This is a genomic window from Nitrospirota bacterium (assembly GCA_023229435.1).
In the GTDB taxonomy this organism is placed as follows: Bacteria; Nitrospirota; UBA9217; order UBA9217; family UBA9217; genus JALNZF01.
Genome location: JALNZF010000005.1, coordinates 137,089 through 156,510 on the forward strand (window position 1 = coordinate 137,089; position 19,422 = coordinate 156,510).

Here is a 19,422-nt window from a genome sequence, read left to right on the forward strand (position 1 = left end):
AAGGGGAAATATGGACGAAGCTATTTTGACACGGAAAAAAGTAATCGAACTCACGGGCCGTAGCGCCACGAGCTTATGGCGGGATGTCAACGCCGGGGCCTTTCCACCGCCGAGGCAGATCAGTGCGGCGCGGATCGGTTGGCTTGCCAGCGAGGTGCAAGCGTGGCTCGAAAGCAGACCTGTGTCGCTACGAAAACAGAGTCGCTGGCATAAAATACCTGTGCCTGATTAACGATGATGAAACGATAAAAAGGAGTTACGTCGATGAAAATGAAAAGGATTGAGCAGCCAACCCACCCATATTCGGTATTTGTTGAAGATCCCCTTCCTACGGCTTTTGTCACCGTCTACGATCCTACACTATCGGCAATCGCAGAACCTTCCTACTCTGGGCGCGTCACCTTTCGCATAATTGGGGACGCTGACAGGATCAGGGCGGCCTTCCAAGCTCTCAGCGATGACCATCCGATAGGTGCGCGGTCCCTGATTGATGCCATAAAGAAATTAAGAACGGAAATGTTTCGTGTGAAGGCGGCTGGTCAGGGGGTGCCGCGTGGATAAACAGCGCATTCTTGACCGACTCGACAAGCAAGCATTTTACAGCCGTGAGATACCTTCTATCAAGTGGAACGGGAAGGCCGAAGGGCTGGGCCTATGCTGCTTCCATGATGATCACAGCCCGTCATTTTCCGCAAACCGAGAAACAGGAATATGGAATTGTTTCGGCAAATGCCAGGAAGGCGGCAGCGTCTTTGACTTCTATTCAAAGCGATATGGCGGGGACTTTCGCGGGGCATTGGACGCGCTGGCAGCTCAAGCCGGGGTAGATATTCACGGACAAGAACCGGCAAAGAAGAAGATCGGTAAGATTACTGCGGAATACAATTACACGGACGAAGAAGGAAACCTTCTTTTCCAGGCGTTACGGTATGAGCCAAAGGACTTTAGGCAGCGTAGGCCGGACGGTAAAGGCGGGTGGATATGGAACCTGGACGGTGTGCGACTGATACCGTACAATCTGCCTGAAGTGCTCAAAGCAAAGAGTGTCCTTGTCGTGGAAGGTGAGAAAGACTGTGAAACGCTCAAGGCTTGGGGCCTAACCGCTACCACGAACGCACAGGGGGCCGGGAAGTGGCGGCAGGAGTACAACGCCCACCTAAAGGGCAAGCGGGTTGTGATACTGCCGGACAACGATGATCCCGGAAGGAATCACGCCCAGGACGTTGCGCGACACCTTCACGGTATCGTGGAAAGCCTGAAGGTGGTGGAATTGCCGGGACTCCCCCAAAAGGGGGACGTGACTGACTGGATCAAGCAGGGAAGCACAAAGGAAGAGTTCTTGGATATTATCCGGCAGGCCCCTGAATGGACGCACACGGCAGAGGTGGAGAACGGGCCGGAACAGGAAGAAGATCGGTCCCCCAGGCTCAGGGTTGTCAGTGTCGCCGAATTTCTGAGCATGGACTTTCCCCCACGGGAAAACCTACTAAACCCTATTTTACCGACACAGGGCCTTGTTATGATCCACGCCTTTCGAGGTATCGGGAAAACGCACGTTTCGCTTGGTGTCGCCGTTGCTGTTGCAAGCGGCGGGAAGTTCCTTCGCTGGGAAGCTGAGAAACCACGCGGCGTATTATTCATTGACGGAGAAATGCCCGCTATTACGATCAAGGAGCGGCTAAGTCATGCGATTATCAATGCGGAAAAGGAACTGACCGCACCGCTTCACATTATAACCCCTGACCTGCAAGAGCATGGAACCATGCCGAACCTGTCCACGATCGAGGGGCAACTTATGCTTGAACCCTTCCTGAAAGACGTGTCTCTCGTCATAGTTGACAATATCAGCACACTTTGCAGAGAGGGCCGGGAAAATGAGGCCGAAAGCTGGTTGCCGGTTCAAGGATGGGCTCTTCGCTTGCGGGCGCTGGGAAAGTCCGTGCTCTTCGTACACCATGACGGAAAAGGTGGACAACAGCGCGGCACAAGCCGAAAGGAAGACGTTTTGGATACGGTTATTTATCTAAAAAAGCCGGGTGACTATCGGGATGAGGAAGGAGCGCGTTTTGAGGTCCACTATGAGAAACACCGGGGCTTTTATGGCGAGGACGCAAAGGCTTTTGAAGCCCAGCTGATTAAAGATCAAAACGGTCAGCACGCTTGGACCATGAAGGGCTTAGAGGAAAGCCTTACCGAACGTGTGGCCGATTTACTCAAGGATGGGATACCGCAAAAGGAAATTGCTGAGTTGCTCGGGGTGACACCGGGGGCCGTTTCCAAGTGCAAGAGAAAAGCACAAGCGCAAGGGCTTTTAACCGGTTCGGCGGTATGAGTTTCCAAGTTTCCGTGTATAGGGTGGAAACATGGAAACTTTTTAAGAACCATGGAAACAGAAAGGAAACTTTGTGGAAACTATGAGCATAAAAGCCTTGGCATTAAACGCTTTGCATGGAAACCAGCAAGGAAACAAGATGGAAACTTCAAGTTTCCAAGGGCGGAAATTAACAGGTCAAAATTGCGAGGATGGAAACTTGCCGGAACGGGCCGAGCGGTCCGGGATACCGTACACAATATTTTATTCTGGTTTTCTGAAGGACTGCTTCCTGTTTACGAAAGCAGACGGAGATGCGCAAGCGCTAAGGGATTCAGGGATACTTGACGTGGTGTACTCGCTCAGGGAAGTAAGGGAGCTTGCCGGGCTGCCCCAGGAGAGCATCAAGGCGCACCACATGATTAAAAAAGCCTTCCTGAAGTCCAACATTGAGAAAGGATATAAATGGGCGATACGGCTGACATAACCGCACAAAACCTGACAGAGAAACAGTTAAAGGCCATTCCCTTGATCTTGGGAGCTAAAAGCATATCTGAGGGTATTGGAAAGGCCAAAATATCAAGAACGACCTTTTATGAGTGGATGAAGGCCCCTGAGTTTAAATCGGAGTTTGTGCGGCAGAGACAGGAGATCGTAGAGGTAGCATTGTGTGAACTCAAAACCGCAGCGGGTGAGGCCGTGGCGGTCATGCGTAAATTGCTGACTTCCCGGAACGAGGGCATACGATTACGGACTGCACAGGGAATGCTTGAGCATATACTAAAATCCATTCAGCTTGAGGAATTGGAACAGCGAATCACAGAACTCGAAAGGAGGGCGAAGAAATGAACTTGCAACAGAGGGTAAGAAAGCTTGAAGATTATATTGGGGGAACAGTGCTTGTACCATGCGTATTTATTTTCGGCGGCGTTTATTACGGCGATTGCAAACGACACCAGGACGGACGCTGTCAGCTAATCGGAAAGAGTGGGCCGTTGGCTGTGCCCTCGGGCGCAAAAATCGAGTTTGTACCAACGCCTCATGGCCCGAAAGAGACGAACCCTTGCGACGGATGCGCAGATTTCGAGAAGGGGTCAGTTGCCGGAGGGCCGGGGAAATGAATCATGAAAGAAGAATTGAAGCCCTTGAAGAATCAAGCGGTATGCACACAGAGGAAGCAATAATAAACATCTGTAGCAACGTCAACGATAGGACGTGCGATAGCCCGGAAGAACAGCTTGAGCAGCAACGGGCAGCGGGGATCAAAAGAATAGTTATCCGCAAATATTGCGGCAACTGCAATGAACATTGTACGCGAAGGAGGAACGGCAATGAACCTGAAAAACAGAATTGAGAAACTTGAAGAGGAATACGGGCAGTCAGGAGAAGAGGTCATTGTGTACGTTACGAAGTACGCTGACAGCAAGGAACTCCCGAAACCTGAAAAAGAGATAACACGGCAGCGGGCCGAGGGGAAGAAGTTGATCGTCGTTGCTGTTCCCGAAAGCTACGAGTTGAAGGAGAAAGAGGGGCACGACCATGAATATTAAAAACAGAGTCGAAGCGCTTGAAAGAAAGTCTCTTGTTTTTGAACTGCCGATGAGCAGTGCTCTTATCGAACGGTTTGAGAGGGCAAAAGCTCGCAGCAAACAAGCCAGACATGAATTCTATGTACGTCAGGGATCCGATGCTGAAAAGATTGCACAGTTAGATGCAAGAATGGAAGAAGCGACCAGACAGCGCAAAGAGGAAATGCGGCAGTTTCTTAAACTTTAGACGCAAACAGAAACCCGAAAACATCGCAGATATACTGAACGCGACAGCGATATGAAAATATTCTTTTTTTTCCTGCCGATGACATAAGCAAGAAAATACAGAGGTTGCACGAGAGGTTGCATGAAATAAAAATGGAGTTAGGCAATAAGCTTAACTCCTTGATTAATTTGGCTCCCGGAGCAGGACTTGAACCTGCGGCATGGTGGTTAACAGCCACCCGCTCTACCAACTGAGCTATCCGGGAATTTTTTTGTATCGTGCCAGGCTGTTGAAAAACTATTTTTTCAGCCTGTTTCCGTCATTCCCGCGCAGGCGGGAATCGCAGGGGTTTCAAGATGTTACTGGATCCCCGTTTTCACGGGGATGACAAATTCTATTTCCAAAGAAACTTTTTCAAAAGTCTGTTGCTGCCTGCTACAGCGGGACTATCCGGGAATTGTCAGTATTGGGAAAGAAATCAGGCTGGAAAAATACCACATTAGGCCTATCCTGTCAATGGATTCTTTCATTCCAGGTTCCAGGCCCTTGTTTCTACCCGCCGCCGTCCTGGTTCTTCTTGAGCTCCATGATCACGAGCTTTGCAATTGCCTTCAGCGTGTCGAAAACGCCGGTCCCGTCCACGGCACAGGCCTCGAAGTCCGGCAGACCGCGCGGGTTCAGCGCTTTTTTCATTTCTTCGAGCGGTACGACATTCGGCAGGTCCCGCTTGTTATACTGAATGATATAGGGAACTTTGTCAAGATCATAGCCCTGCTCCGTCATGTTCAGACGCAGGTTCTCGACGCTCTCGATATTCGCCTCCATGCGCTCGATCTGCGAGTCAGCCACGAACACCACACCATCCACGCCCTTGAGGATCAGTTTCCGGCTCGCGTCGTAGAATACCTGGCCGGGCACAGTGTAGAGATGGAACCGGGTCTTGAAACCGCGGATCTCACCCAGGGCGAGCGGGAGAAAATCGAAGAACAGCGTCCGCTCGGTCTCGGTGGCAAGCGATATCATTTTCCCCTTGCTGTCGGGGTTCGTCTTCTTGTAGATCCACTGCAGATTGGTCGTCTTCCCGCACAGGCCGGGTCCGTAGAAAACGATTTTGCAGTTGATCTCTCTCGACGAATAATTAATAAAAGACATGGGACGGTAATTCCTCTCCTACATGCGCTCGGGGAATATGCGAGGTTGGTTTATCCGAAGAGTTTATCAATATCTTCGTCGGTGATCTCCGCAAAGGGAGAATCAGCTGCTTTGCCTGAACCCTTTTCCGTTTCCACTTTCACAAGGAGTTGGCCGAATATATTACCCAGTATCTCGGCGCTCTTCTTGACCCGGAGCCTTACAAGGCCGAGCGATGAACGCTGATCGAAGATCACCACCAGGATGACCCGTTGGCCGATGATGGAGATATGGATATTGTCCCGCGCACCTTCATGGAAAAGGATGGAGAACTCCTTCTCGCCGAGAAGCTTCGCCATGCCGCCCGTGGCCGCGATGTTTCCGGCGGTAAGGGATGCGAGCGACGTGGTATCCAGGTTCTCGGTCTCGCCGGTGGCCGCGATCAGCTGGCCGTTCTTATCAACGAGGAACACTACCTTTGCATTCGCCTGAGCAAGGAGGCGACGGAGTTCTGCGTCGATCAGCTTAAACTCTTCGTCGTACATCACCAAGTCTTGACCAAGCATGTTCGCATCTCCTCAACAAGTGTGCGGCCCCGACTGCAAACAACGCACGTAAAACCATTAAACCACACTAAGGTCCAGATTTCAAGCGTTTTTTTGGCAAATCGGAAAGTAAAATAGCCGGGTGTGCATCTCCCCGGCTATGATCTTTCTGCTGCATGATGAAATTGTCAGCTTTTGGACATTTCCTGGAGTTTCTTGAGGCTCTCCCAGTCATCGTCAACGAGCTTTTGAAACTTTGCGAGCAATGCCTCGTTGCCCGGGGCGAAGAGATGCTTGAAACGACCCTGGGGCTTGAGCCACTCGGAAACCGGCTTTTTCTTGTCCTTGGGATCATAATTGATGGTCCATTTTCCGTCCTGGACCTCGTACAACGGCCAGTAGCAGGTCTCGACCGCAAGCCGCGAGAGCAGGATCGAGTCGTTCGTCTGGGAACGCCAGCCGCGGTTGCAGGGGGAGACGACGCCCAGGTAGGCCGGTCCGTTCGTGGCAAGCGCCTTTTGGACCTTGGTCATGAGGTCTTTCCAGTTGTGGGGAGAGGCCTGGGCCGCATAGGCAACGTTGTGCGCCGCCATGATGCGGGTGAGGTCTTTGCGACGCTGCGTTTTACCCTGGACCTTGGAGCCCACCGGTTGGGTGGTTGTGTCCGCACAAAAAGGCGTGGCGCTCGATCGCTGGATGCCGGTGTTCATATACGCGCCGTTATCGTAGCAGATGTAAAGCAACTGGTGACCGCGCTCCATGGCGCCTGAAAGCGCCTGGAACCCGATATCATAGGTGCCGCCGTCGCCGCCAAAGGCGATGAACTTCATCTCCTTCTTCAGCTTCCCCTGCTTCCGGAGCGACCGATACATGGTCTCGATGCCGGAAGCCGTGGCTGCCGCGTTCTCAAAGGCGCTGTGCATCCACGGCACCTGCCAGGCCGTGTACGGGAAGAGACACGTAGAGACCTCGAGACAGCCGGTCGCGTTCGCGATCACCACCGGCCCGTCGATGGCCATGAGGACCTGGCGCACGATGGTCGGCGCGCCGCAGCCGGAGCACATGCGATGCCCGCCGGTAAGCAGGACAGGCTTGTGCGTCAGCGCTTTCAAGGTCATGGGTTTTTCCTGTGTGGGTGTGGGTGTGGGTGTGGGTGTGGGTGTGGGTGTGGGTGTGGTCATTGAAATCTCCTTATTGTAAATTGAAGATTGGAAATTTAAAATTTCAAATTTGCAATTTCCAGTTTTCAATACGGTCAGTTAGTTCCTGACCGTTATGTATTCTTTCACCATCTTGACCTTGCCGGTCTTCGCAACTTCGATGGTCTCGTCGATCACCTGGTCCACGTCGAGCGGCATCAGGTCCCTGCCGCCGAGACCATAGATCTTGTTGAATAGAAACGGTCCCTGGCGAGAGGGGTACACGGCCGAGGCGATCTCCATGAAAAGCGGTCCGTAACCGCCGAAGGAATCCGCACGGTCCATGACGCAGACGGCCTTTGCGTTCTTGAGCGCGGCGCTCACTTCCTCGTACGGAAAGGGCCTGAACATGCGGGGCTTAAGCAATCCCGCCTTCACGCCCTTCTCTCGATAACGATCTATCTCGTCCTTGATCGTGCCCGCGGCCGAGTTGAGCGCCACGAGGACGACCTCTGCATCCTCGAGCCGGTACGATTCGAACAGCTCATACGTGCGGCCGAAGAGCTTGGCAAATTCTGCCGAGACGTCCTGGATGACCTTCTTGGTATTCAGCATGGCCTCGTGCTGGGCGCGCTTGTGCTCCATGTAGTAATCCGTCAACACCAGGGCGCCGATGCTCTTGGGGTTATCAAGGTCCAGCAGCGGATCGATCGCGATATAGTCGCCTACAAACTTTTTTACCTCCGGATCAGGAATGAACTGCATGCTCTCGATCGAATGGCTGGTGATGAAGCCGTCCATGCAGACCATGATCGGCAGCCGTACGTCCTTGTGTTCGGCAATGCGGTAGGCCATGATCGTGTTATCGTAAGCCTCCTGGGCGTTCTCGGAGTAGAGCTGGATCCAGCCTGTATCGCGGGCGCCCATACCGTCGGAGTGGTCGCAGTGAATATTGAGCGGCGCGGACAGCGCCCGGTTCACGAGCGCCATCAGTATCGGCAACCGGTAGCCCGATGCGATATGGAGCATCTCCCACATCAGTGCCATGCCCTGGGAGCTGGTGGCAGTTGCCACGCGACCACCCGCGGCCGCGGCGCCGATGCAGGCGCTCATGGCGCTGTGCTCGCTCTCAACGAGGATCGTCTCGGTGTCCACCTTGCCGTTCGAGACGAACGACGTGAACGATTCCATGATGCCCGTCGACGGAGTGATGGGATACGCCGGCATCACATCGGGATTCAACTGGCGAAGCGCCTCGGCAACAGCCTGGTTGCCGGTGACCGCCACGGTCTTTGTCGTTGTCACGCCCATGTTATTTGCCCTCCTCTTCCATGACAATGGCCTTGTTGCCCTTTTTGCCGGGGCACTCCATGGCGCAGACACCGCAGCCTTTGCAGTGGTCATAATCGAACCCCGTCATCTTTTCGTCCTTCGTCATGACGGATGAATCGGGACAATAGATCCAGCAAAACAGGCACTGGATGCAGTTCTCCTCGATCCAGCGCGGCTTGAGCGACCGCCACGATCCGGTCTTGTATTCATTCGCATTGCCGGCCTTCAGCACCGTGCCGGCATGCGGCAGCTCTTTCCAGTTCATCTGTTTCATCCCTCTTTTACCTCCTCGTATCCGCGCTTCACCGCGGCGAGATTTCCATCAATGATCTTCTGCGCAAACTTCTTTCCAAAGCTGCCCTTCACATCATCGAGCAGCACCTCCATGGGTACGATGCTCGTGGCCCTGTTCACCGCGCCGAGCATGCATGAGTTCGGCATGGGCCTGCCGATGGTCTCAACCGCGATCTTGGACGCATCAACGGTGAAGACCTTCTGGGTCGGCTTGGCTTTCAGTTTCGCCCGCACCTCTTTCGGGTCCTTGCTTGTGTTGATGATGAATACGGCGTTGTCCAAAGCGCCTTCGGCAACATTGATCGCGTCAAGGAGCGTTGCGTCCACCACGGCCACCACGCCGGGGTTCAGCACCGGGCAGTGCATCCGGAGTATCTTCTCGCTGATCCTGTTGTACGCTTTAAGCGGTGCTCCGGCCCGCTCCGGCCCGTATTCCGGGAACGCCTGGACGTTGCGGCCGCCGCTCAAACACGCATCGGCAAGCACCTTGGCTGCGGTCACGGTGCCCTGACCGCCCCGGCCGTGCCATCGAATTTCTATCATTTCTGCCATAGTCTTAACCTCCCAGCTTCTAATTAGCTTATTGGAAATTTTAAATTGAAAATTGCATAGGCTGTAAATACCGCGCCTAAGGCGCACCACAAATTTACAATCTCCAATTTCCAATCTGCAATTAGTCCCGCTGTGCGGGACTCACATCTCTCTTCGTCCTTCAAGCGCCCGCAGGACAGTATTTTCGTCCGCGTACTCGATGTCCCCGCCCACCGGAAGGCCGTAGGCGATGCGACTGACGCTGATACCGAGGGGCTTGATCAACTTTGAAAGGTAGAGGGCCGTGGTCTCGCCCTTTACCGTGGGGTTCGTCGCAATGATGACTTCTTTGACCCCGCCGTTCTTAAGCCGCTCCATCAGGCCGTCGATCCTGAGGTCATCCGGACCGATCCCGTCGAGCGGCGAGAGAGCGCCCATCAGTGCATGATAACGGCCCCTGAAGATGCCGCTCTTTTCGAGGACCAGGATGTTGCTCGGCTCCTCCACCACGCAGATGCGCGAGCTGTCGCGTCTCTCGTCCCGGCAAACAGCGCACGTCTCGTCCTCGGTGATATTATTACAGACCGTGCAATAACGACTGTTGTTCTTGAGGTCCAGGATGGTTTGCGCGATCCTCGTGGCCTCTTCCCGCGGCATTCCGAGCACGGCGAAGGCAAGGCGTTCGGCGCTCTTTCTGCCGATGCCGGGAAGCATCATGAACGCCTCGACCATCCTGCCGAGTGTCTTGCCGGAAACTTCGGCCACCTGCGCGCCGGCCTTCCCCTGTCGCTTCGCAGGAGAGACGTCCCGGGATACGTGTTCCTTATCGGCCGCTGTCCTGTCTTGTTCGCTTTGTATCATAGCTTCGCAGCTCATGGCTCTTAGCTCATAGCCACAGCGCAAAGCTATCAACTATGAGCCATCAGCTATGAATACGAGCTAAATCAGCCCCGGCGGGAGTCCCATGCCGGCGGTGAGCTTCGCCATCTCGTCTTTCATCAGGTCCTGCGATTTTCGAAGCGCCTCGTTCACCGCTGCCGTAACCAGGTCCTGGAGCATATCAATGTCTTTCGGGTCGACCACCGAAGGGTCTATCTTTATCGAAAGAACTTCCTGGCGTCCGTTCGCGACCACGGTTACCATGCCGCCGCCCGAGGATGCCTCGACGGTCTTGCCCGCCGCCTCATCCTGGAGCTTCTTTACACGCTCCTGCATCTGCTGGGCCTGCTTCATGAGATTTCCAATTATATTTTTTGACATTGAGCGCCTTTTGGGTTCGTGGAATGATACATCAGACAAATCTCGTCAAAGAACAATTTCTTCAACGTTACGTTATGACACAATCTGTTTATTCTATGATATCAATCACGCCGCAGCGTGACGATTTTCTCAAACGGGGTAAAGGGAAGAATATAATAAAAGAATTTTTACGGTTTTGCAACTAAAATTGCGGGGTACGTGAAAATATAAAAAACAACCGGGCGGTGCTCCGGGATGCGCTGCGTCCCGTCTTCGTCATTCACGGGCATGGTCAGGTTCAATCACCTCTCCTTGTGTGAAAACCTTGAGCACTTCCTGCACTGCCGGATCCTGATCTTCAATCCTGCCTTTTTTCTGCGCTGTTTGCGCGCCGGATCGCGGGGTTGCGGCGAGAAGCTGTATCTTCATGCTCAACTTCTTATTCATGATTCCGGCGGCGATCTCTTCTATCAGTGCCCGGTTTTCCTGTCTCTCAACGAGCTCCGTCTGAAAACCATTGCCCAATACGCCGATCACGATCTGATTTTCCGTTATTTCGATAAGCCTGCTTTGACTCAGAGCCGATGCCAGGCCCGGCTTTTTCAATCTCAGGGCTGTCATAATACTGCCCCAGACGTCACCCTGTTCGCCCTCCGCCCGCGGTGCGGGCTGCGCAGAGGCCGCCAACGGCTTCGCCCCCCGGTATTCGGCAGGCTTTTCACTGACACGGTGTGCGGCGGACACTGCCGGCGGTGTCGGTGTCCGGCCTAAAGCAAGCCGTGCTTCAAGATCTTTCATCCTCCCGAGCACCTCACCCAGGGGCTCGAGCGGTGCGAGACTGCATGCCTTTATAAGACCGACCTCGATCGTAAAGCGCTGGTGGGGCGACCAACGCATGTCCTCAAGGGTCCTGGACAGGCTGTCGAAAAGCATCAGGAGATATTCTGATTCGGCGCCCCCGGCCTGCTGTTTGATCGCCTCCAGGTCCGTGGCAGGAAGCTCAACGATCCTCCCGGGATCGGTCGCGATCTTCACGATCATGAGGTTCCGCAGGTGCTCAACAACGCCCGCCAGGAATTGGCGCATGTCCTGCCCCTGCTCCAGCAAAGCATCCACCTGTTTGAGCAGGCCCGCGGCGTCCCGTGACAAAAGTTGTGAGGCGAATTGTAAAAGAGATGCCTGCGCAACGGAACCAAGAATGGTCTGGAGGTCTTCGTCCCGGACCTCCATGCCGCTGTACGAAACCGCCTGGTCCAGAAGGCTTTGCGAGTCCCGCATGCTTCCTTCAGCGGCCCGGGCGATCAAGGCAAGCCCCTGGTCGGTTATGGTGATCCCCTCGGCAGCGGCGATCTTGTGAAGATGCGCGATGATGTCGTGGAGCGCGACCCGCTTGAAACCGTAGCGTTGGCATCGGGAGTGGATCGTAGCGGGGATCTTCTGGGGTTCGGTGGTCGCGAAGATAAAGAGGACATGGGGCGGCGGCTCTTCAAGGGTCTTGAGCAGGGCATTAAAGGCCTCGTTCGTGAGCATGTGGACCTCGTCGATCACGTAGACCTTGTACTTGCCGGCCGAGGGCGCGTACTTTACGGCCTCACGCAGCTCGCGAATATGTTCAATGCCGCGGTTCGATGCTCCGTCGATCTCGATGACGTCCACGGAAGTGCCAGCTGTGGTCTCCAAACACGAATCACACTTGCCGCAGGGATTCGGGGTCGGCCCTTCAATGCAGTTCAGTGCCTTGGCAAGGATGCGCGCTGTGGTCGTCTTACCCACGCCACGCGGTCCCGAGAACAGGAATGCATGGGCCAGCCGGTTGGCGACAATGGCATTCTGGAGCGTCCGCGTGATGTGGGTCTGACCCACCACGTCATCAAATACCTGCGGCCTCCATTTTCTTGCAAGGACCTGATAGCTCATAATGTGCGTCCTTTGAAAACCAGATTCCCCCCCGGCTTAAAAACATGCTGGGGCAGGCTTTTGAACCTTTGGGAATGACAATATTTTCCGGCATGTTTCTGTCATCCCCGAGTGCTTCTATCGGGGATATGGTTTCATACGGAAGGGGTCGGTGTCGCAACGTGCCTCCCCCATTCAAAAAAATAAAAAGCTCACAAACCCGGGCTTCCCTGCGGCACACCCGGAACCCGTTTACCGCTGCTTCCTTCCGGACCTGACGGGGTTCACGGGACCGTGATTGCGCAGGACCCGGGCTCATGAGCGCGTTACAATTTCGGATTGTCGATTGCGGATTTCGGATTTTCCATTCCGCAATCCGCACTCCGCAATCCACAATAAAATATGGCGGAGAGGGTGGGATTCGAACCCACGTTAGGTTACCCTAAACACGCTTTCCAAGCGTGCGCCTTCGGCCTCTCGGCCACCTCTCCGGTTTTACGACAGTATAGAGTTCTTGGTTCGGAGTTCGGAGATAATTAGCTGAATATGCCGTTGTGAGCTAACACTCCTAACTCTGAACTACGAACTTATTTTAAGAAATCATGGCGGAGAGGCCGGGATTCGAACCCGGGGTGGAGTTACCCCCACAACAGTTTTCGAGACTGCCGCCTTCAGCCAGCTCGGCCACCTCTCCGATTTTACAACAGCATGGAGTTCTTAGTTCGGAGATCGGAGAAAAATAACCGATGGCCCGTTACGACGTAACACTCCGAACTTTGAACGCAGCCTGCCCTCGAATGATTTTATCGGGGGAACTCCGAGCTTATTTCTCTCTCAGTTTCTCAAAAAATCCCGAGAGCACCTGACGACATTCAGCCTCGAGCATTCCCGGTGTGATGCGGTAAACATGATTCAGCCTGCCGTCACGCACCACATCATATACAGATCCGAGCGCTCCGGCCTTTGGGTCCCGGCAGCCATAGACCAGCCTGTTGACCCGTGCGAGCACCAATGCGCCGGCACACATCAGGCAGGGCTCGAGGGTTACGTAGAGGGTTGCATCCTGTAACCGCCACCTGCCGAGCCTCGCGGACGCTTCGCGGAGAACAATGGCTTCTGCGTGTGCCGTGGGATCCTGCCAGGTTTCGCGCATGTTATGCGCCCTTGCGATGACCGCGCCGGCGAGAACGAGCACTGCCCCGACCGGGGTTTCTCCGCATGCAGCGGCCTTCTCGGCCTCGGCCAGCGCCAAGCGCATAAAATCTTCGTCCGTCTTTTGCTCCGGTTGGTTCATTTTTTTTTAGTATGGTGCGCCCAGGAGGATTCGAACCGTCTGGCCGTCGCCCCTTAAAGGGCTCCCCCAGAGGAGGCCTGCCCCCTCTGGCATCTCCCCGAAGCTCAGGGGAAGCCTTCCCCTGAAACCCCTGAGGCCGGAGGGCTCTCTACTCCATCAGCTTGTTTATCTGTTACCTGGTTTTTATCGCCAGTGAGTATATGGTGCGCCCAAGAGGATTCGAACCTCTGGCCTACGGATTCGTAGTCCGTTGCTCTATCCAGCTGAGCTATGGGCGCAAAATAAAGCGCCCAGATGCGAGGATGCATCTGTGCACCGATCTACCGATTTGATCCTGTTACGGTTACTTTGAAACGCCATTCACAAGCGTGATCGCGAGCCTCTCATGCGGGAACGGGTGAATACCGGGATGCATGGAATAGAGCCAGCCTTTCCACTCCTCTTTGCCCGGCTCAGTCACCGCCACCTGCACCGCAGGATTGTTCGGCTTGTCAGAAGCCGAGGTAATGTCCTTATCGCCCATCTTGAAATCCGGCAGGAACGCGAGGACCTTGATCTTAACCTTCGTGTTCGGCACTGCCAGCTCAGACCCTATGGCTACAGTATATTCTTTCATGTTCTTCGCGACTTTGTCCTCGACAGCAAGCTTTACGGAGGACCATTTTGCTGCTACTTCTTTCGGAATGGTGATAGTACGGTCTATTTTCGGCATATCAGCCGGCATCCCCGCAGGCGGCACCCCCCCTGACGGCGGCATCCCTCCCTCCATGCTCGGATGCCCTGGCGGCAGCAGGGGCTTCTCCTCTTTTTTCTTACAGCCTATGAATGAAAACACAAGACCACTGACCAGGATAACGGATAGAAGCTTCTTCATCGATACATCCTCCTTCACAACTTTTTATGATATCAACTTATTACATGCGCTATGCCCGATAGAACGCCATGCTCAGTCGCGGACATGATAAAAATGGCGGAGAGGCCGGGATTCGAACCCGGGGTGGAGTCACCCCCACAACTGCTTAGCAGGCAGCTGCCTTCAGCCGCTCGGCCACCTCTCCGGTTTATAAATACGATTGACGATGGACGTCCGTTCGCTTCGCTCACTAGGACGATGGACGTATGCTTTAATGCCGTTGCATCCGTCGTCCGTCGTCCCTCATCCTTCGTGGATATTTATGGCGGAGAGAGAGGGATTCGAACCCCCGGAGCTTTCGCTCAACGGTTTTCAAGACCGCCGCCTTAAACCGCTCGGCCATCTCTCCGAAAAATCTTCGACAGACGATGGACGACCGCTCTCTGCGTTCGCTAAGATGATGGACGCGATGAATTTGTTTCTCGTCCATTCGTCCCTCGTCCCTCGTCCCTCGTTATCTTCTCCGCTCCACCCATGTATTTCCGGAGCGCTTCGGGGACCACAACACTCCCGTCGGACTGCTGAAAATTCTCCAGGATCGCCACCACCGTGCGGCCCACGGCAAGACCGGAACCGTTCAGCGTGTGTACGAGTTCGGTCTTCTTTCCACCGGCGGGTTTGAACCGGATGTTCCCTCGCCGCGCCTGAAAATCCTCAAAGTTGGAACATGAGGAGATCTCCCGGTATTTGTTCTGCGACGGGAGCCAGGCCTCGATGTCGTATGTCTTTGCCGCGGAAAACCCCAAGTCCCCGGCGCACAACGCGATCACCCGGTACGCGAGACCGATCCGCTTGAGCACTTCCTCGGCATTGCGGGTGAGCTTTTCCAGTTCATCGTACGAATCTGCAGGTTTCGAGAACTTGACCAGCTCCACCTTGTTGAACTGATGTTGCCGGATGAGCCCGCGAGTGTCCTTGCCATAGGAACCCGCCTCGCGGCGAAAACAAGGCGTGTAGGCTGTGTAGAGTATCGGAAGTTTTTCTTCCGGCAGTATTTCGTCCCGATGAATATTGGTTACCGGAACTTCCGCCGTAGGAATTAAATAGTACGTCCCGTTCTCGACCCGAAAAAGCTCTTCCTCGAACTTGGGGAGCTGGCCCGTGGCGGTCATGCTCGTCCTGTTCACCATGAACGGGGGGAGCACCTCAAGATAGCCATGCTCCGTGGTATGGAGGTCGAGCATGAAATTAATCAGGGCGCGTTCGAGCCGTGCGCCCATGCCTTTGTAAAGAGCGAAGCGGGCGCCGGTGATCTTGGCTGCCCGGTCAAAATCAATAATGTCCAGGTATTCGGCCAAGTCCCAGTGGGGCTTGGGCTCGAACGGGAACTTCGGCGGCTCACCGCCCTGCGGAGACCATCGCCTGATCTCCTGATTGTCATTCTCGTCCTTGCCGTCGGGCACCGAGGCATTCGGCAGGTTTGGAATATTGAGCAGGATGTTCCGCTGTGCTTCCTCAACCTCGCGGGCGCTGTTTTCGAGCTCGGCGATCTTGTCGCCCTCCGCTCGCATCTCCAAAACCTTGTCCTCTGCGGGTTGGCCGGTCTTCTTGAGCCTGCCGATCTCCTCAGAGACCTCATTGCGCCTGCGGCGAAGGGTCTCGATCGTCTGCTGCGCCGCGCGCCGTTTGTCATCCAGCGCCAGGAACTCTGTCAGATCAACCGTGATGCCGCGACGGGACAACGCGGCCCTGACGGTGTCAGTTTTCTCCCGAACGAACCGTAAATCGAGCATTTAAGCTAACATTCTCCTTGTACGTTGTCAATAACTTTTCTTAATGATCCTGGTTTCGAGCGCCCGGATCTTGATCTTGATGGCCTCCGTGTTCGCATACACGGGTTCGATCTCCTTGTAGAGCTTGAGCGCCTCGGCCAGATTATCCCCTGCCTCGAAACAGCCGGCAAGGGCGAATTTCGCCTTGATCGCAAGCTCCTGATCGGTGCCGTTCTCGAGTGTTTTCCGGTAAAACGACTCCGCGTTTTTCAAATCGCCCTTTGCAAAGGCGGCGGTCCCGAGCCGGTAATTGGCAAGCCGCGATTGCGGCCCGTTCGGGAATTCCGTCACCTGTCTCATCCAGACATCCCGTGCCTCATCCCGCTTGCCGAGACGGAACAGGTTGTCAGCAAGGCTGTACAGGCTTTTTTCCATCACCTCGCGGTTCGTATACTCCGCGGCCCTGCGGTATTCTACCGCGGCGCGTTCGTAATCGCTGTACCCAAGCTCGTAGATCTGGGCGATGTACCACTGGGCAGCGGGCGCCATGTCCCGATGAGGATACCTCTTCAAGAGCAGTCTGAATGTCTGGAGCGACTTCTCCGTCTCTCCGAGATAAAGAAACTGCGTTACCCCTGCCCAGTAAAGCGCGTCGTCCGCCCGCGAACTGGAGGGATGCTCCTTCACAAGCGCAAAATACTGCATGACCGCATTCTGGTAATCACCTGCGTTCCAAAGCTTGGTCGCGGTCTCAAACTCGTTCTGCGCGGTCTTGTCAAAAACATCGCATCCTGCCAGCAAAACCATCCCGAGCAGAAGAACAATCACGCCTTTTTTCATGACGCACTGGTATCCTGGCTGTCGGAGGGTTCCGGTATGATCTTTTCCGGGATTGCTTCTTTATCTTCTTCGCGCTCCACCAGTTTGGCAAAGCTGACCACGGTATCGCCTTCTTCGATATCAAACAGGCGCACGCCCTGCGTGTTCCGGCCCTGGACCGAGATATCCTTTGCCCGGATGCGCAACACCTTGCCGTTCGACGTGATGAGAATAATCTCGTCTTCCGCGGAGACCTGGGCCATGCCGATGACCCGGCCGTTCTTCTCCGTAATCTTGATCGTGATGATGCCCTTCCCGCCCCTGCCCTGGCTCCGGTAGTCCTCGAGCGTGCTTCGTTTTCCATAGCCGTACTCGGTCGCGGTAAGGATCGTGGAATCATCCCGGACGATCTCCATGCCCACGACCGCGTTGCCCTCATCAAGCCGTATTCCGATCACGCCCTTGCCCGTGCGGCCGATCTCGCGCACATCGGTCTCCGAGAACCGAATCGAGAGGCCGTCCTTTGTGCCGAGGAATACATCGCACTTGCCGTCCGTCACTTCGGCCGCGATGAGCTCGTCGCCTTCCTCAAGCGTGATCGCGATGATGCCCGACGGCCGCGGATGGCTGTACGAATCGAGCTCTGTTTTTTTGACGATGCCGCTCTTCGTCGCCATGAGGATGAACTTGTCCGGCGTAAAATGGCGGATCGGGAGCGCGGCGGTGACCCGCTCATTCTGTCCGATCTGGAGCAGGTTCACGATCGCCTTGCCTTTCGCCTGCCGGCCGGCCTCAGGAATCTGGTGCACCTTAAGCCAGTACACCCGGCCCCTGTTCGTGAAGAAAAGTATATAGCTGTGCGTGGAGGCCGTGAAAAGCTGTTCGACAAAATCGGTTTCCTTGGTCTCCATGCCTATCTTGCCCTTGCCGCCGCGCCGTTGCGCCCGGTACGTCGTGAGCGGATTACGCTTGATATAGCCCGCATGCGAGATCGTGATCACCATCTCCTCGTCCTTGATCAGGTCCTCGATATCGATCTCAGAGGATTGTGCCACAATCTCGGTCCGGCGTACATCGCCATACTCTTCCTTTATGGCAAGCAGCTCGTCCCTGATGATCTTCATCACCAGGGCGTCGGAACCGAGGATCTCGCTCAACTTCGCGATTTCCTTGAGCACCTCTTCGTATTCCGCGATGATCTTTTCGCGCTCAAGTCCGGTGAGCCGCTGGAGCCGCATCTCAAGGATGGCCTTGGCCTGGATCTCAGAGAGCTTGAACTCGCGAACCAGTCCTCTTCCGGCCTCCTCAGGGTTTGCCGACGCCTTGATCAAAGCGATGACCGCGTCGAGATTATCGAGGGCGATCTTAAGACCCAACAGAATGTGTGCGCGTTCTTCGGCTTTTCTCAGGTCGAACTTGGTCCTGCGCACCACCACTTCCCGGCGATGCTGGATGAAGTTCGACAGGAGCTTGCGTAGATTCAGCACGCGCGGCTGGTTGTTCACCAGGGCGAGCATGATCACGCCGAAGGTCGACTGCATGGCCGTATGTTTGAAGAGCTGATTCAGGATTACCGTCGAGAGCTCGCCTTTTTTGAGATCGATCGCGATGCGCATGCCTTCGCGGTCCGATTCGTCCCGGATCTCGGCGATGCCCGTGATCTTCTTTTCCTGCACAAGTTCGGCGATCCGCTCGAGCAATCGTGCCTTGTTCACCTGATAGGGGAGTTCGGTCACGATGATGCTCTCGCGGTCTCCCTTGCCCTCTTCGATCAAGGCCCGGGCGCGCATCTGAATGATGCCCCGGCCCGTCATATAGGCCTGGCGGATACCTTCATAGCCGTGGATAAATCCGGCAGTGGGAAAGTCCGGTCCCTTGATCGCGGTCATGAGCTCGGGGATCGTGACTTCGGGGTTGTCGATCATCATCACCAGCCCGTCAACGACCTCGGAAAGATTATGCGGCGGGATGTTCGTGGCCATGCCCACCGCAATGCCGGCGGAACCGTTGATCAGCAGGTTCGGCACGCGCGTGGGAAGCACCGACGGCTCGACCGTTGTGTCGTCGAAGTTCGGGGTGAAGTCAACCGTCTCCTTGTCGATATCGGCAAGAAGTTCTTCCGCTAATTTGGTGAGCCGCGCTTCGGTATACCGGTACGCCGCGGCCGGATCGCCGTCAACCGAGCCGAAGTTGCCCTGACCGTCCACAAGCGGATAGCGCATGTTGAAATCCTGGGCCATCCTGACCATGGTGTCATACACCGCGCTGTCTCCGTGGGGATGGTACTTTTTCAGGACCTCGCCGACCACGCCGGCGCTCTTTGAATATTTCTTGCTGTGCAGAAGCCCTTCGCGGAACATGGCGTAAAGGATCCGCCGGTGCACGGGCTTCAGTCCGTCGCGCACATCCGGAAGCGCCCGCCCCACGATCACGCTCATGGAGTAGTCGAGGTAGGAGGTCTTCATCTCCTGCTCGATATTGATCTGTGATTTTATTTCCTGAGGTTCCATA

Annotated in this window: 21 protein-coding genes, 6 tRNA genes and 1 other RNA gene; 7 read left to right on the top strand and 21 right to left on the bottom strand. The window is 55.1% G+C overall.

Annotated features, from left to right (window positions below; all coding sequences use genetic code 11):
• Window positions 1-10 precede the first annotated feature (10 nt).
• The 7 genes from M0R70_05735 (at window position 11) to M0R70_05765 (ending at window position 4,087) form a co-directional block, all read left to right on the top strand.
• Entirely contained in the window at window positions 11-232 is a 222-nt protein-coding gene (locus tag M0R70_05735; GenBank protein MCK9418867.1) for an AlpA family phage regulatory protein, read from the top strand.
• 321 nt (window positions 233-553) lie between these two features.
• Window positions 554-2,332, top strand: coding sequence for an AAA family ATPase (locus M0R70_05740; GenBank protein ID MCK9418868.1), 1,779 nt, complete (start codon window positions 554-556; stop codon window positions 2,330-2,332).
• Window positions 2,333-2,414: 82 nt separating this feature from the next.
• Window positions 2,415-2,798, top strand: a complete 384-nt coding sequence (locus M0R70_05745) for a hypothetical protein (protein ID MCK9418869.1) — start codon at window positions 2,415-2,417, stop codon at window positions 2,796-2,798.
• On the top strand, window positions 2,777-3,160 hold the full coding sequence (locus M0R70_05750; GenBank protein ID MCK9418870.1) for a hypothetical protein: 384 nt from the start codon (window positions 2,777-2,779) through the stop codon (window positions 3,158-3,160). Before M0R70_05745 ends, M0R70_05750 begins: the two co-directional genes overlap by 22 nt.
• A 268-nt stretch (window positions 3,161-3,428) precedes the next feature.
• Window positions 3,429-3,665: a hypothetical protein gene (locus M0R70_05755; protein MCK9418871.1), complete on the top strand. Its 237-nt coding sequence runs from the start codon at window positions 3,429-3,431 to the stop codon at window positions 3,663-3,665.
• A complete protein-coding gene (locus M0R70_05760; protein ID MCK9418872.1) occupies window positions 3,643-3,861 on the top strand; it encodes a hypothetical protein in 219 nt (72 codons plus the stop codon). The genes M0R70_05755 and M0R70_05760 overlap by 23 nt, the downstream gene beginning before the upstream one ends.
• Window positions 3,851-4,087 carry a hypothetical protein gene (locus M0R70_05765; protein MCK9418873.1) on the top strand — a complete coding sequence of 79 codons (237 nt, stop codon included), beginning with the start codon at window positions 3,851-3,853 and terminating at the stop codon, window positions 4,085-4,087. Before M0R70_05760 ends, M0R70_05765 begins: the two co-directional genes overlap by 11 nt.
• Window positions 4,088-4,255: 168 nt before the next feature.
• On the opposite strand, the gene M0R70_05770 is transcribed toward M0R70_05765, so the two are convergent.
• The 21 genes from M0R70_05770 to gyrA all read right to left on the bottom strand — a co-directional run bounded on the left by M0R70_05770 (window position 4,256) and on the right by gyrA (window position 19,421).
• Window positions 4,256-4,331: transfer RNA gene (locus M0R70_05770), tRNA-Asn, on the bottom strand.
• 287 nt (window positions 4,332-4,618) lie between these two features.
• Window positions 4,619-5,218, bottom strand: a complete 600-nt coding sequence (locus M0R70_05775) for a GTPase domain-containing protein (GenBank protein MCK9418874.1) — start codon at window positions 5,216-5,218, stop codon at window positions 4,619-4,621.
• Between the two features lie 50 nt (window positions 5,219-5,268).
• Window positions 5,269-5,763, bottom strand: coding sequence for a roadblock/LC7 domain-containing protein (locus tag M0R70_05780; GenBank protein MCK9418875.1), 495 nt, complete (start codon window positions 5,761-5,763; stop codon window positions 5,269-5,271).
• A gap of 167 nt (window positions 5,764-5,930) precedes the next feature.
• A complete protein-coding gene (locus M0R70_05785; GenBank protein MCK9418876.1) occupies window positions 5,931-6,860 on the bottom strand; it encodes a thiamine pyrophosphate-dependent enzyme in 930 nt (309 codons plus the stop codon).
• 141 nt (window positions 6,861-7,001) lie between these two features.
• A complete protein-coding gene (porA, locus tag M0R70_05790) occupies window positions 7,002-8,192 on the bottom strand; it encodes a pyruvate ferredoxin oxidoreductase (GenBank protein ID MCK9418877.1) in 1,191 nt (396 codons plus the stop codon).
• A 1-nt stretch (window position 8,193) separates the two neighbouring features.
• On the bottom strand, window positions 8,194-8,487 hold the full coding sequence (locus M0R70_05795) for a 4Fe-4S binding protein (GenBank protein MCK9418878.1): 294 nt from the start codon (window positions 8,485-8,487) through the stop codon (window positions 8,194-8,196).
• Window positions 8,484-9,059: a 2-oxoacid:acceptor oxidoreductase family protein gene (locus M0R70_05800; protein MCK9418879.1), complete on the bottom strand. Its 576-nt coding sequence runs from the start codon at window positions 9,057-9,059 to the stop codon at window positions 8,484-8,486. The genes M0R70_05795 and M0R70_05800 overlap by 4 nt, the downstream gene beginning before the upstream one ends.
• 141 nt (window positions 9,060-9,200) lie before the next feature.
• On the bottom strand, window positions 9,201-9,770 hold the full coding sequence (gene recR / locus M0R70_05805) for a recombination mediator RecR (GenBank protein MCK9418880.1): 570 nt from the start codon (window positions 9,768-9,770) through the stop codon (window positions 9,201-9,203).
• Window positions 9,771-9,977: 207 nt separating this feature from the next.
• On the bottom strand, window positions 9,978-10,298 hold the full coding sequence (locus M0R70_05810) for a YbaB/EbfC family nucleoid-associated protein (protein ID MCK9418881.1): 321 nt from the start codon (window positions 10,296-10,298) through the stop codon (window positions 9,978-9,980).
• 255 nt (window positions 10,299-10,553) lie between these two features.
• Window positions 10,554-12,194, bottom strand: coding sequence for a DNA polymerase III subunit gamma/tau (dnaX, locus tag M0R70_05815; GenBank protein ID MCK9418882.1), 1,641 nt, complete (start codon window positions 12,192-12,194; stop codon window positions 10,554-10,556).
• 194 nt (window positions 12,195-12,388) lie between these two features.
• Window positions 12,389-12,488: signal recognition particle sRNA small type (gene ffs, locus M0R70_05820), an RNA gene on the bottom strand.
• Window positions 12,489-12,576: 88 nt separating this feature from the next.
• Window positions 12,577-12,664: transfer RNA gene (locus M0R70_05825), tRNA-Ser, on the bottom strand.
• A 112-nt stretch (window positions 12,665-12,776) separates the two neighbouring features.
• A tRNA-Ser gene (locus M0R70_05830) sits at window positions 12,777-12,867 on the bottom strand.
• A 129-nt stretch (window positions 12,868-12,996) separates the two neighbouring features.
• Entirely contained in the window at window positions 12,997-13,467 is a 471-nt protein-coding gene (tadA, locus tag M0R70_05835) for a tRNA adenosine(34) deaminase TadA (GenBank protein ID MCK9418883.1), read from the bottom strand.
• A gap of 201 nt (window positions 13,468-13,668) precedes the next feature.
• Window positions 13,669-13,745, bottom strand: a tRNA-Arg gene (locus tag M0R70_05840).
• Window positions 13,746-13,810: 65 nt separating this feature from the next.
• The gene (locus M0R70_05845) at window positions 13,811-14,341 is read right to left on the bottom strand and encodes a DUF2155 domain-containing protein (GenBank protein ID MCK9418884.1); all 531 of its coding nucleotides are present in this window, start codon (window positions 14,339-14,341) and stop codon (window positions 13,811-13,813) included.
• Between the two features lie 94 nt (window positions 14,342-14,435).
• Window positions 14,436-14,525, bottom strand: a tRNA-Ser gene (locus tag M0R70_05850).
• Between the two features lie 118 nt (window positions 14,526-14,643).
• Window positions 14,644-14,729, bottom strand: a tRNA-Ser gene (locus M0R70_05855).
• A gap of 43 nt (window positions 14,730-14,772) precedes the next feature.
• A complete protein-coding gene (gene serS, locus M0R70_05860; protein MCK9418885.1) occupies window positions 14,773-16,113 on the bottom strand; it encodes a serine--tRNA ligase in 1,341 nt (446 codons plus the stop codon).
• Window positions 16,114-16,140: 27 nt separating this feature from the next.
• Window positions 16,141-16,932, bottom strand: a complete 792-nt coding sequence (locus M0R70_05865) for a tetratricopeptide repeat protein (protein ID MCK9418886.1) — start codon at window positions 16,930-16,932, stop codon at window positions 16,141-16,143.
• Window positions 16,929-19,421: a DNA gyrase subunit A gene (gene gyrA, locus M0R70_05870; GenBank protein MCK9418887.1), complete on the bottom strand. Its 2,493-nt coding sequence runs from the start codon at window positions 19,419-19,421 to the stop codon at window positions 16,929-16,931. Before gyrA ends, M0R70_05865 begins: the two co-directional genes overlap by 4 nt.
• Window position 19,422 lies beyond the last annotated feature (1 nt).

Excerpts from the sequence above, each read along its gene's own strand:
- M0R70_05755 (MCK9418871.1), top strand. The coding sequence starts at position 3,429 with ATGAATCATGAAAGAAGAATTGAAGCCCTTGAAGAATCAAGCGGTATG.
- M0R70_05845 (MCK9418884.1), bottom strand. The coding sequence starts at position 14,341 with ATGAAGAAGCTTCTATCCGTTATCCTGGTCAGTGGTCTTGTGTTTTCA.
- gyrA (MCK9418887.1), bottom strand. The coding sequence starts at position 19,421 with ATGGAACCTCAGGAAATAAAATCACAGATCAATATCGAGCAGGAGATG.
- M0R70_05765 (MCK9418873.1), top strand. The coding sequence starts at position 3,851 with ATGAATATTAAAAACAGAGTCGAAGCGCTTGAAAGAAAGTCTCTTGTT.
- M0R70_05795 (MCK9418878.1), bottom strand. The coding sequence starts at position 8,487 with ATGAAACAGATGAACTGGAAAGAGCTGCCGCATGCCGGCACGGTGCTG.
- recR (MCK9418880.1), bottom strand. The coding sequence starts at position 9,770 with ATGGTCGAGGCGTTCATGATGCTTCCCGGCATCGGCAGAAAGAGCGCC.
- M0R70_05800 (MCK9418879.1), bottom strand. The coding sequence starts at position 9,059 with ATGGCAGAAATGATAGAAATTCGATGGCACGGCCGGGGCGGTCAGGGC.
- porA (MCK9418877.1), bottom strand. The coding sequence starts at position 8,192 with ATGGGCGTGACAACGACAAAGACCGTGGCGGTCACCGGCAACCAGGCT.
- tadA (MCK9418883.1), bottom strand. The coding sequence starts at position 13,467 with ATGAACCAACCGGAGCAAAAGACGGACGAAGATTTTATGCGCTTGGCG.
- serS (MCK9418885.1), bottom strand. The coding sequence starts at position 16,113 with ATGCTCGATTTACGGTTCGTTCGGGAGAAAACTGACACCGTCAGGGCC.
- M0R70_05865 (MCK9418886.1), bottom strand. The coding sequence starts at position 16,932 with ATGAAAAAAGGCGTGATTGTTCTTCTGCTCGGGATGGTTTTGCTGGCA.
- M0R70_05745 (MCK9418869.1), top strand. The coding sequence starts at position 2,415 with ATGAGCATAAAAGCCTTGGCATTAAACGCTTTGCATGGAAACCAGCAA.
- M0R70_05775 (MCK9418874.1), bottom strand. The coding sequence starts at position 5,218 with ATGTCTTTTATTAATTATTCGTCGAGAGAGATCAACTGCAAAATCGTT.
- M0R70_05810 (MCK9418881.1), bottom strand. The coding sequence starts at position 10,298 with ATGTCAAAAAATATAATTGGAAATCTCATGAAGCAGGCCCAGCAGATG.
- M0R70_05780 (MCK9418875.1), bottom strand. The coding sequence starts at position 5,763 with ATGCTTGGTCAAGACTTGGTGATGTACGACGAAGAGTTTAAGCTGATC.
- M0R70_05735 (MCK9418867.1), top strand. The coding sequence starts at position 11 with ATGGACGAAGCTATTTTGACACGGAAAAAAGTAATCGAACTCACGGGC.
- M0R70_05785 (MCK9418876.1), bottom strand. The coding sequence starts at position 6,860 with ATGACCTTGAAAGCGCTGACGCACAAGCCTGTCCTGCTTACCGGCGGG.
- M0R70_05750 (MCK9418870.1), top strand. The coding sequence starts at position 2,777 with ATGGGCGATACGGCTGACATAACCGCACAAAACCTGACAGAGAAACAG.
- M0R70_05760 (MCK9418872.1), top strand. The coding sequence starts at position 3,643 with ATGAACCTGAAAAACAGAATTGAGAAACTTGAAGAGGAATACGGGCAG.
- dnaX (MCK9418882.1), bottom strand. The coding sequence starts at position 12,194 with ATGAGCTATCAGGTCCTTGCAAGAAAATGGAGGCCGCAGGTATTTGAT.